11 protein-coding genes, 2 tRNA genes and 1 pseudogene are annotated in these 10,348 nt (G+C 40.4%); 1 reads left to right on the top strand and 13 read right to left on the bottom strand.

Features of this window, described 5'->3' with window-relative positions:
- Nucleotides 1–295: 295 nt before the first annotated feature.
- The 9 genes and pseudogenes from HMPREF0027_RS13050 to ubiE form a co-directional block, all read right to left on the bottom strand.
- A pseudogene (locus tag HMPREF0027_RS13050) lies at nucleotides 296–668 on the bottom strand (transposase).
- 81 nt (nucleotides 669–749) lie between these two features.
- Nucleotides 750–1,112 carry a DUF4870 family protein gene (locus HMPREF0027_RS09150; protein ID WP_005624500.1) on the bottom strand — a complete coding sequence of 121 codons (363 nt, stop codon included), beginning with the start codon at nucleotides 1,110–1,112 and terminating at the stop codon, nucleotides 750–752.
- 72 nt (nucleotides 1,113–1,184) lie between these two features.
- A complete protein-coding gene (hemB, locus tag HMPREF0027_RS09145) occupies nucleotides 1,185–2,204 on the bottom strand; it encodes a porphobilinogen synthase (RefSeq protein ID WP_005624498.1) in 1,020 nt (339 codons plus the stop codon).
- A 60-nt stretch (nucleotides 2,205–2,264) separates the two neighbouring features.
- Nucleotides 2,265–3,011 (bottom strand): twin-arginine translocase subunit TatC, encoded by a 747-nt coding sequence (tatC, locus tag HMPREF0027_RS09140; RefSeq protein ID WP_005624497.1) that lies wholly within the window; start codon nucleotides 3,009–3,011, stop codon nucleotides 2,265–2,267.
- Nucleotides 3,001–3,585, bottom strand: coding sequence for a Sec-independent protein translocase protein TatB (tatB, locus tag HMPREF0027_RS09135; protein ID WP_005624496.1), 585 nt, complete (start codon nucleotides 3,583–3,585; stop codon nucleotides 3,001–3,003). The genes tatC and tatB overlap by 11 nt, the downstream gene beginning before the upstream one ends.
- A 3-nt stretch (nucleotides 3,586–3,588) precedes the next feature.
- The gene (gene tatA / locus HMPREF0027_RS09130; protein WP_005624495.1) at nucleotides 3,589–3,813 is read right to left on the bottom strand and encodes a Sec-independent protein translocase subunit TatA; all 225 of its coding nucleotides are present in this window, start codon (nucleotides 3,811–3,813) and stop codon (nucleotides 3,589–3,591) included.
- 100 nt (nucleotides 3,814–3,913) lie between these two features.
- The gene (gene ubiB, locus HMPREF0027_RS09125) at nucleotides 3,914–5,545 is read right to left on the bottom strand and encodes a ubiquinone biosynthesis regulatory protein kinase UbiB (protein WP_005624493.1); all 1,632 of its coding nucleotides are present in this window, start codon (nucleotides 5,543–5,545) and stop codon (nucleotides 3,914–3,916) included.
- Nucleotides 5,542–6,174: a ubiquinone biosynthesis accessory factor UbiJ gene (locus tag HMPREF0027_RS09120; RefSeq protein ID WP_005624492.1), complete on the bottom strand. Its 633-nt coding sequence runs from the start codon at nucleotides 6,172–6,174 to the stop codon at nucleotides 5,542–5,544. Before HMPREF0027_RS09120 ends, ubiB begins: the two co-directional genes overlap by 4 nt.
- Before the next feature lie 33 nt (nucleotides 6,175–6,207).
- On the bottom strand, nucleotides 6,208–6,984 hold the full coding sequence (gene ubiE / locus HMPREF0027_RS09115) for a bifunctional demethylmenaquinone methyltransferase/2-methoxy-6-polyprenyl-1,4-benzoquinol methylase UbiE (protein WP_005624490.1): 777 nt from the start codon (nucleotides 6,982–6,984) through the stop codon (nucleotides 6,208–6,210).
- A gap of 304 nt (nucleotides 6,985–7,288) precedes the next feature.
- Between ubiE and corA the strand changes: the two genes are divergently transcribed.
- Nucleotides 7,289–8,239 carry a magnesium/cobalt transporter CorA gene (gene corA, locus HMPREF0027_RS09110; protein ID WP_005624488.1) on the top strand — a complete coding sequence of 317 codons (951 nt, stop codon included), beginning with the start codon at nucleotides 7,289–7,291 and terminating at the stop codon, nucleotides 8,237–8,239.
- A gap of 132 nt (nucleotides 8,240–8,371) precedes the next feature.
- Here corA and HMPREF0027_RS09105 read toward each other — a convergent pair.
- The 4 genes from HMPREF0027_RS09105 to HMPREF0027_RS09090 form a co-directional block, all read right to left on the bottom strand.
- A tRNA-Ser gene (locus HMPREF0027_RS09105) sits at nucleotides 8,372–8,461 on the bottom strand.
- An 82-nt stretch (nucleotides 8,462–8,543) separates the two neighbouring features.
- Nucleotides 8,544–8,633: transfer RNA gene (locus HMPREF0027_RS09100), tRNA-Ser, on the bottom strand.
- Nucleotides 8,634–8,738: 105 nt separating this feature from the next.
- Nucleotides 8,739–9,845, bottom strand: coding sequence for a tRNA (uridine(54)-C5)-methyltransferase TrmA (gene trmA, locus HMPREF0027_RS09095; RefSeq protein ID WP_005624486.1), 1,107 nt, complete (start codon nucleotides 9,843–9,845; stop codon nucleotides 8,739–8,741).
- Nucleotides 9,846–10,002: 157 nt separating this feature from the next.
- Nucleotides 10,003–10,335, bottom strand: coding sequence for a MaoP family protein (locus tag HMPREF0027_RS09090; RefSeq protein ID WP_005624484.1), 333 nt, complete (start codon nucleotides 10,333–10,335; stop codon nucleotides 10,003–10,005).
- Between the last annotated feature and the right edge of the window lie 13 nt (nucleotides 10,336–10,348).

Here is a 10,348-nt window from a genome sequence, read left to right as displayed (position 1 = left end):
CTATCCCAATTCTTTTTTGGGATATAATGGGCTTACTTTAAAAAATGAACATGCGTTCATAAATGTTCGAAGCTTGAGTTAATTGATGCAGGAAGCGGAAGTTGATTTAAGTGTTTTTAAAGTAACCTTACATACAATACTTCTAATAAAAGCTTAATTCGACCGAATTAAGCTTTTTTATTTGTAGAGAATAACGAACTAAAAATGATCTGCCTTCCAAAAAGTCAGACTGTTTATTCACTTAAATATTGGACTCGGTATTGTGCCGAGCTCGCCCCTTGTAAATCCAGTTTAATCATTTTTTAGTTGTAATACACCAAATATTCTTCAATTTCTGCCGTTGTTTTTGACAGTCGAGCTCCTCCAGCTTTTTTAAGTAAGCAATCTCCGCACGAGCAAGTGCAAGCTCACGTTGTAACTTTTTAAATGCTTGAGGCGAAAGGTTGGTAGGCTCAGGTACATCAATCCCTTGCTTTTCGCTTTTCAGTGGTTGAAGTGGGGGGCAAGGTGATTTTCCCCCCTTCTAACCCCCTTTCACGAAAGGCTTTTAGCCAATTAATCACAAGTGAATGGAAAATCTGATGAAGTTTAGCTACTTCACGGATACCAAAGCCCTGTTCGATGATGAGTTTGATAATTTCTAAACGAAATTGATAAGAATAAGACATAATCTGCACCTCAAGTTAAATGTCCAAGTTTTGGGGTGCAGATCAACAAGCGGTCAAATTTGACCGCTTTTTTGCAATTCGCTACATAAACCAACCGGTTGGCGTTACCAATTTGTTATCAAATAATTTTACCGCACCGTAGATAACGCGGAAAATATACCAAATCCCAATCGCCCAAATCACCAATACGCCAATGCCGATTAGTGACAAGATAATCCCTAAAATAGTACCGGCTAGCGTTCCCCAGAAAGTACGAATCAAGAAGCACATATGATCGTAATAAGCTGTGCCTTGCATATCTGCACGCTTAATATACGCCAAGATTACACCTGCAATCGCCGGTAAGCCGCCGAAAATAATGCCTAAGCCGAATAAGCCGTATGTAATATACATCACGGTACGTAATGAATCAGTAGACGGTTGAAGAGAAAATTGTTCGTTCATTTATATCTCCTAAAAAAGTAACGGTTAGACTGAAGCATTTGCAAAAAATTCCTCAAATCTAACCGCTTGTTCTTATTGATGATTATCTTCGTATAACCATTTCGCTACCGTTTTAGCGAAATAGGTTAAGATACCGTCCGCTCCCGCACGTTTGAAGCAAAGTAAACCTTCCATTACACACTCACGTTCTTTTAGCCAACCGTTCTGAATCGCCGCCATATGCATTGCGTATTCACCAGACACTTGGTAAGCAAAAGTTGGTACGCCAAAGTTTTCTTTTACACGCCATACCATATCTAAATAAGGCATCCCCGGTTTTACCATCACCATATCCGCCCCTTCTTGAATATCCATTGCTACTTCGTGTAAACCTTCGTTCGCATTCGACGGATCAACTTGATAAGTAAATTTATTACCGCCCTTTAAATTGCCTGCCGAACCGACCGCATCACGGAATGGGCCGTAATAATTCGAAGCATATTTAGCCGAATACGCCATAATTTGCGTATTGATTAAACCTTTCGCTTCAAGTGCTTCACGAATTTTACCGATACGGCCGTCCATCATATCGCTTGGTGCAACAATATCTGCACCTGCTTCTGCATGAGAAAGCGCCTGTTTTACTAATACTTCGGTTGTGATGTCATTCAGCACATAGCCTTCTTCATCAATAATGCCGTCCTGACCGTGTGTCGTGAACGGATCTAACGCCACATCGGTCATCACGCCTAATTCAGGATAAGCCGCTTTTAATGCACGTACCGCACGTTGTGCTAAGCCATCCGGATTGTATGCTTCTTCCGCCATCAATGATTTTTTCACATCACCCACGACCGGAAATAGAGCGATTAGCGGCACACCATATTTCACTAATTCACCCGCTTCAATTAAAAGTTGATCAATCGTTAAGCGTTCCACGCTCGGCATTGATGGCACTTTTACACGCTGATTCTCACCTTCGATCACAAATACTGGATAAATTAAATCTCCGGCAGTCAATTGATTCTCTGCCACTAAACGGCGACTAAAATTGTGTTTACGTACACGACGCATACGGCGAGTAGGAAATGAAGTGTTAAGATATTGAGCCATAATTTCTTCCTAATTTTGCAAATTTTAATAAAAAATAACCCGCTTGTGAGCGGGTTTAGATTAGTTAGCGATACTTTCTTCTTGCTCATCTCTCGGCTTATAGAGCCTCGAGAAAAACAACCCGACTTCAAATAGCAAACACATCGGAATAGCTAAAAGTGTCTGAGAAAAAATATCCGGCGGTGTTAATAACATCCCGATCGCAAATGCAGCCACAATAATGTAAGGGCGCTTTTCACGTAGTTCATTGGCAGAAGTTACCCCAGACCAACAAAGTAAAATAATTGCGACCGGTACCTCAAAACAAATACCGAATGCTAAGAAAATAGTAAGTACGAAATCTAAATAGCTACTGATATCGGTTGCCATTTGCACCCCTTCCGGTGCGGTACTGGTTAAGAAACCGAATACCAATGGGAACACGACATAGTAAGCAAATGCGACACCTAAATAGAATAATAATGTACTTGAAACCAATAGTGGGTAAATCAAACGTTTCTCGTGCTTATATAATGCAGGAGCAACAAATGCCCAAATTTGGTAAAGAATAAAAGGAACGGATAAAAATACCGCTACGACACCGGTCAACTTAATCGGGGTAAAAAACGGCGTTGCAACATTAGTCGCAATCATGGTTGCCCCAGCAGGCAAATTCTCGGTTAACGGTGTGGCGAGCAAAGTATAAATATCATTCGCCCAATAAACTAAAGCACAAAAAACCACAAGCACACAGATAAAGCTACGGAGCAAGCGGTTTCTTAATTCAACAAGGTGGCTAATCAGAGGTTGAGATTGTTCAACTGACATTCTGTTTATCCTGTTGTTGTGATACTGACGAATTTGGTGTTGCTAAATCATCATCAGGCGGGTAATAGGCAGCAAATTGTGATTCATCCAATTCAGCCTGTTCTGCGATTCCTGCCGGAGACAACTCCGCATTTTCTATCACAGCCTCATCTTCAACAAGCGGTTGATTTTCCAGATTTTTTTGCGATTCCGACACGGCAATTTGCTGTTCTTCTTGCTCAATTTTTGCTTGAATTTCAGCGACTTGCTCATCAGTTAATTTGGTAATTTCCCCTTTTGCTGAAGCGAGATCAGCCTGCATTTGTTGCGCAGATTGTTTTAAATCTTCCACCGTTTTACTTAACTCGGGTGAAAGCGAACTTAAATTTAACGCTTCTGCTTTTTTAATACTTTCTTGCAGCTCTTGTAATTTAAGTTCTTGTGCTAATTCATTCTGCACATTTGCGGCTAATCCTCGAATTGTACGAACCCAGCCCATCACAGTACGAATAGCAACGGGTAAACGTTGCGGGCCTAGCACAACCAGCCCCACAACGAAAATGAGTACTAATTCAGAAAAACCTATATCAAACACAATCTATGCCTGCTCTTTTTCTTTTGCTTTTTGTTCGGTAGTTGCGGCTTCTTTTGCTTCTACTTTCTCAAAACTTGCATCTTGCGGTTTTTCATCTGACATTGCTTTTTTAAAGCCCTTTACAGATTCCCCTAAATCCGTCCCTAAGGTACGTAATTTTTTTGTACCAAATAATAAAACGATAATTGCTACAATAATAAGTAATTGCCAAATGCTGATACCACCCATAAAGGTTCCTCTTTTTGTTTTAAGTTTAAGAAAAATTGTTTGTATTATATGTTACTTTGCTTTACGTTTCCAAACAAAAGTAACCGAAATCAAGTACACGCTACTTTCTTTGCAAAAGCAAAGACAATAATGCCACGAATAATAAACTCACGCTTACCCATAGCGGTAAACTGTCAAATCGCCATAGTACACCAAGAATAATCAAGCCGCTCACTATGCTCAGCATATTCCGAGCTTTTTGTTGTCCTTGTGTTTGCAAGGTTTTATTTAGCTCATCTAAGCGGAAATTAATCTGCTTTTGTTGCTGTAATGCGTTAAACACCGCTTCCGGAAATTCGGCAAAATGTTCTCTAAATTGTGGCACACGTTGTTTCAAATCACGTAAAATCGCTTTCACGCCGACTTGCTCATTCAACCAATTTTGTAAAAACGGTTTTGCGGTTTGCCATAAATCAAGCTGCGGATAAACCTGTCGACCTAATCCTTCAATATAGAGTAAAGTTTTTTGTAGTAACACTAATTGCGGCTGTACTTCCATATTAAATTCACGAGCTACATTAAATAAATTCAGCAACACGTGACCGAAAGAAATTTCCGATAGCGGTTTAGCAAAAATCGGCTCGCACACTTCACGGAACGCCTGCTCGAACGCATCAATATCGGTATCTGCCGGTGTCCAACCGGATTCCACGTGCATTAACGCCACACGGCGGTAATCTCGATTAAAAAAGGCAACGAAACTTTCCGCTAAATAGCGTTTATCATTTTGATTCAGTGTACCGACAATACCGCAATCAATGCCAATATATTGCGGATTTTCCGGATGATTCGGATTAACGAAAATATTACCGGCGTGCATATCTGCGTGGAAAAAGCTGTCACGAAACACCTGAGTAAAGAACACTTGTACACCACGTTCCGCCAATAATTTCATATCCGTGCCGTTGGCTTTAAGCATTTCGACATCCGACACCGGAATACCGTAAATACGCTCCATCACAATCACGTTTTTATAGCAGAAATCCGGATACATTTCCGGCACATACAACATTTCGCTGTTTTCAAAGTTATTACGTAAACGAATTGCATTTGCCATTTCTCGAGTTAAATCCAATTCATCGAGTAATGTTTTTTCGTATTCACGCACCACTTCGGTCGCACGCAGACGCTTCGCATCATTTGAAAGGCGAGGAATCCAACTTGCCAGACGATACATCAAGGCAATATCCGCTTTGATAACCGGTTCAATATCCGGGCGAATCACTTTAATCACGACATCTTTGCCGGCAAGCGGTTGATTTTGATTAAATTTTGCTGTATGAACCTGTGCAATTGAAGCGGAAGCAAGCGCTTGTTCATCAAATGCTTCAAACCAAGTTTCAAGACTGCCACCTAAGGCTTGTTCAATAATTTGGCAAGCCGCTTTGCCGTCAAAAGGCTCAACTGAATCTTGCAATAAAGCAAGTTGATCCGCTAATTCCGGTTCAAATAAATCACGGCGAGTTGAAAGCATTTGCCCGAGTTTAATCCACACCGGCCCTAACTCTTGCAAAGCTAAACGTAAACGTACGCCGAACAGCTGATCTTTATGCTGATTTCGCACCCAAAAGATGGCTTTAAGTCCTAAACGAGCATAACGTGTAAGCGGAATATCCGGAATGATTTCATCAATACCGTAACGCAGAAATGTAGTGATAATTTGATAAAGACGACAAGTATTTTTAAAGGTCATAATTTCTTCTCAAACCTTACAAACTTTCGTTCAAATTCGACCGCTTGTTGCTCAAGCTCTGCAACTTGATCGTAAAAATTAACCGCTTGTAAGCGATGTACCACTACCGGACGCTCATTCATTAAATTCTCTGCGAGATGCTGAAGATTCTGCTCAATTTGCCCTTTTAGCTTATTAAATAATTTTTTAGCAAAATCGGTTGAAGTCTGAGCCAACACATCCCCGACAAAAGGCGACAACAATTCAGCAGGATCTTTTTCCAATTCATCTAACAATGCGGCGAAATGTTGTAACACCTGAATATCGCCGTTCAGTACCAATGATTTGTTATTAATCAGCTCGGTTAATTTCGCTTTATCGGCAAGTTTCGGTAAGGTTTCAAAAGAAAGTTGCACATGGCAATCCGCTTCACCCTCGTAAACCGATAACCATTCTGCACGAGTTTCGCTGAAGATTAGATAAAAATTAACTGCTGGTGAGGTTAATTCAATATGTAAGCATTTACCCGCTAACTTACGTAATGCCGGTAATACATGCGGCGAACGCTGCAGCAACGCATTAAAAGCGGTTTCTATCGCACCGAAAGCCAATTGTGGCAACATAAGCTGCTGTTTAAGTTGAGATAACATAGCGTATTCCTTGGATTCCAGACCAAAAATAAATTAAAATTTATATCCTCGATGTAACGCTACAATACCGGCACTTAAGTTGTAATAATTGACGCTTTCAAAGCCGGCATTTTCCATCATCGCTTTTAATTCGTCTTGTTTCGGGTGCATACGAATTGATTCGGCAAGGTAACGATAGCTATCCGCATCGTTGACTACCACTTCACCCACTTTCGGCAAAATATTAAAAGAATAGAAGTTATATAACTGACTAATCGGGTCAATAATTGGTTTTGAGAATTCCAATACAAGCAAACGGCCACCCGGCTTCAACACACGAAACATCGAACGTAACGCTTTGTCTTTGTCCGTCACATTACGTAAACCGAAACTGATCACCACGCAATCGAAGGTATTATCCGCAAACGGCAGACATTCCGCATTAGCTTGTACATAACTGACATTGCCGACTACGCCTAAATTACGTAATTTTTCACGACCAACTTCCAACATTGAGCTATTAATATCAGTTAATACCACTTCACCGCTTTCGCCGACAATACGCGAAAATTTTGCAGTAAAATCACCGGTTCCACCAGCAAGATCCAACACTTTTTGCCCTTTACGCACACCACTGCAATCAATGGTAAAACGCTTCCAAACACGATGGATACCAAACGAAAGCAAATCATTCATTAAGTCGTATTTGCCGGCAACGCTGTGAAATACATTAGCAACTAGTTGCTGTTTTTCTTCTTTAGCAACGGTTTTAAAACCAAAATGCGTTGTTTCGTTTTCAGTTGTTTCTGTCGTGTGTTGTAAATCAGTCATTGTCAAATTCTCATCGATTATTTCGGAATGCTAACGATAGCAAAAAAGCGGTCATTTTTCCTTAAAATTTTGCAAAATCAAGCAAGTAAATGACCGCTTGCTTGACTAGAAAGCGGTTAATCTGTACCATTCGCACACTATTTTTATTTGAGGATTACAATTTTGGACAGTCACAGTCGATACTTATCAGATTTCTAACCCACTTGTCCAAACCCTCAGGTTACCGACAAGTCGGTAACTCTCGCCTAGTATCTTTTTTGTTCCTTTTTGTTCATTACCTCCTAACCATTGGATGGAGAATAAAATGATCCGTGCATTTGCATTAGATAACGCACGTCTTGTCAGCGTGGACGAAACAGCTACCGATTTAAACGATGCAATTTGGATTGACCTAATCGATCCGAGCGATGATGAACGTAGCGTACTACAGCGTGGTTTAGACCAAACGCTTGCGGAAGAACACGAATTGGAAGACTTAGAGGCTTCTGCTCGCTTCTTCGAAGATGAAGACGGCTTACACCTTCACTCCTTTTTCTATTGTTTAGATGACGACGATTACGCCGATATTGCCACCGTTGCATTTACCATTCGTGACGGGCGTTTATTTACCTTGCGTGAACGCGATTTACCGGCATTCCGTTTATATCGAATGCGCTCTCGCCGTGAAAAATTAATTGATAGCAATGCATACGAATTACTGCTCGACTTATTTGAAACCAAAATCGAGCAGCTTGCGGATGTTATCGAAACAATTTATGCGGACTTAGAAACCTTAAGCCGTGTAATCTTAAACGGTAAGCAAGAAAGTGAAAATTTTGACGATGCGCTTTCCGATTTAACCGAATTGGAAGATGCTAGTTCAAAAGTGCGTTTATGTCTGATGGATACGCAACGTGCATTAAGTTTCTTATTACGTAAAACCCGTTTACCAAACAATCAGCTTGAACAAGCTCGTGACATTATGCGAGATATTGAATCACTCCAGCCACATAACGAATCGTTGTTCCAAAAAGTGAACTTCTTGATGCAAGCGGCAATGGGTTACATCAATATTGAGCAGAATAAAATTATGAAGTTTTTCTCGGTCGTATCGGTGATGTTCCTACCGGCAACTCTCGTTGCCTCGACTTACGGAATGAACTTTGAATTTATGCCGGAATTACATTTTAAATACGGCTATCCGATGGCAATCGGCTTAATGATTTGCGCCGCCGCCACCCCGTATATCTACTTTAAACGCAAAGGTTGGTTATAAAAATACAAAAGCACAGAATGTAAGTTCTGTGCTTTTTTGTTAGCAATAAGCGGCCAAATTTATCAGGAAATTTGCAAAATTTTGCCAAGAAAAAACCACTTGTAATTTACATTACAAGCGGCTCTGAATAGATGGCGGAGGAAGTGAGATTCGAACTCACGGAGGGCGTAAACCCTCGCCGGTTTTCAAGACCGGTGCCTTCAACCACTCGACCATTCCTCCGGATTGAAAACATATTCTAAATTGTACTCTCTTTGAGAGAAAAAACTTGCTGATTTATTAAATCAACAAGCTATAAATTTGATGGCGGAGGAAGTGAGATTCGAACTCACGGAGGGCGTAAACCCTCGCCGGTTTTCAAGACCGGTGCCTTCAACCACTCGACCATTCCTCCGTTGAAAACGAGCGGAATAATATAAGTTTTATCAAAGTCGGTCAAGCGAAAAATCGTTAAAAATCATCAAGTGATTTATTTTTCAGCACAACCGACTATTTATGCTTACTTCCTAATCAACCACACACCACTTTCTACATGATGAGTATAAGGGAACTGATCAAAAAGTGCTGCACGTTCAATACGATGCGTTTGGGTCAATTGCTGTAAATTATCTGCTAACGTATGCGGATTGCACGAAATATATAAAATTCGCTCGTAAGCCTGCACCATATTTAGGGTATCTTGATCCAAACCTGCTCGTGGCGGGTCAACAAAAATCGTATTGCAATCATACGCTTTTAAATCAATTCCTTTTAAGCGATTAAATTCACGCACGCCATTCATTGCCTGAGTGAACTCTTCTGCCGACATTCGAATAATCTGCAAATTATTGATCCTATTCTGTTCAATATTATATTGTGCAGAATGAACCGAAGATTTTGAAATCTCTGTGGCTAACACTTGGCGGAAATTCTCGGCTAATGCAATCGAGAAATTTCCATTACCGCAATAAAGCTCTAATAAATCACCGGTACTATTTTGGGTACAGCTTCTCGCCCATTCCAACATTTTGATATTCATTTTGGCATTCGGCTGGGTAAAGCTGTTTTCTACTTGGCGATAAATTAAATTGTGCCCGTCCACCGGCAATACTTCCTCAACATAATCACGCTCTAAAGCGATCTTCTGCTTTGTTGCACGTCCGATAATTTGTACGTTAAAACCGTGATTTTCTAAGCGTTTTTTTAATGCAGCTGCTTCCGCTTGCCATTCTTCGTTTAGCTTTTTGTGATAAAGCATTGAAACCGCAATTTCACCGCTTAAGGTGCTGAGATAATCCACTTGGAATAATTTACGAGTGAGTAATTCATTGCCCTTAATTTCGGTTAATAGCGTACTCATCATATTATTGATTAAGTGATTAGCAATCGGGAATTGATCAACTCGATAACGTTGCTTAGTTTCCTGATCGAACATAATGTGATACAGCTCATTTTCTCCGGCTTCGTTAGTATCATGCCATACTCGGAATTCGGCACGCATACGGAAATGGCTGGTTTCAGACTGAAACACTTCAAGTGCAGGCGGATTAAAAGGCACAAGTAAGGCGGTCAAATTTTCTGCTTTTTTTGCAAGAAGATCAGAATATTGCTCAATAGGAAGGTTCATAATTTATCACTATTCATTGTCCCCAACCGTATAAGAGACTGGCTGAGAAAAGTAAAATTAATATAAAAAAGAAACCACAAAATACCCTGACTAACACTTTCGTGTTTTCAGCGTATTCCGTGGCACACTTAAAATTGCAAATACTTAGAAATGTCTATTATTCAGCAGCGCTGAAATCATCACCGGTATCGTTACCCGCATTACCTGAAAGCGTATAGATACGTTTTGTTTTGCTAGTTAAAGTACGGTATTTTAACCATGATTTTTCAATAATGCTTTCAGCAATTTCATCACCTTTCATTACAGCAACAAAGCGCTCTTCTTCTGCCGTCACTGGGCTACGTTCGCCAGTTTCTAATGCTAAACACGCTTGACCGAATTGCTCTAAAGTTTGAGATTCACGAATGGTGTAATCGCCGTGACGAGCAAAACCGCGTGGATAATTTTTATCATCAAAGTAACGACGTGTTACGCTAAAACTCTCTGCCATAATATGCCTCTTA

Source organism: Actinobacillus ureae ATCC 25976, from assembly GCF_000188255.1.
In the GTDB taxonomy this organism is placed as follows: Bacteria; Pseudomonadota; Gammaproteobacteria; order Enterobacterales; family Pasteurellaceae; genus Actinobacillus; species Actinobacillus ureae.
This window is presented reverse-complemented; position numbering and strand designations above follow the sequence as displayed.

Bases quoted from the DNA above. Each gene is read 5' to 3' on its own strand.
- HMPREF0027_RS09150 (WP_005624500.1), bottom strand. From the start codon at position 1,112: ATGAACGAACAATTTTCTCTTCAACCGTCTACTGATTCATTACGTACC.
- hemB (WP_005624498.1), bottom strand. From the start codon at position 2,204: ATGGCTCAATATCTTAACACTTCATTTCCTACTCGCCGTATGCGTCGT.
- tatC (WP_005624497.1), bottom strand. From the start codon at position 3,011: ATGTCAGTTGAACAATCTCAACCTCTGATTAGCCACCTTGTTGAATTA.
- tatA (WP_005624495.1), bottom strand. From the start codon at position 3,813: ATGGGTGGTATCAGCATTTGGCAATTACTTATTATTGTAGCAATTATC.
- ubiB (WP_005624493.1), bottom strand. From the start codon at position 5,545: ATGACCTTTAAAAATACTTGTCGTCTTTATCAAATTATCACTACATTT.
- HMPREF0027_RS09120 (WP_005624492.1), bottom strand. From the start codon at position 6,174: ATGTTATCTCAACTTAAACAGCAGCTTATGTTGCCACAATTGGCTTTC.
- ubiE (WP_005624490.1), bottom strand. From the start codon at position 6,984: ATGACTGATTTACAACACACGACAGAAACAACTGAAAACGAAACAACG.
- corA (WP_005624488.1), top strand. From the start codon at position 7,289: ATGATCCGTGCATTTGCATTAGATAACGCACGTCTTGTCAGCGTGGAC.
- trmA (WP_005624486.1), bottom strand. From the start codon at position 9,845: ATGAACCTTCCTATTGAGCAATATTCTGATCTTCTTGCAAAAAAAGCA.
- HMPREF0027_RS09090 (WP_005624484.1), bottom strand. From the start codon at position 10,335: ATGGCAGAGAGTTTTAGCGTAACACGTCGTTACTTTGATGATAAAAAT.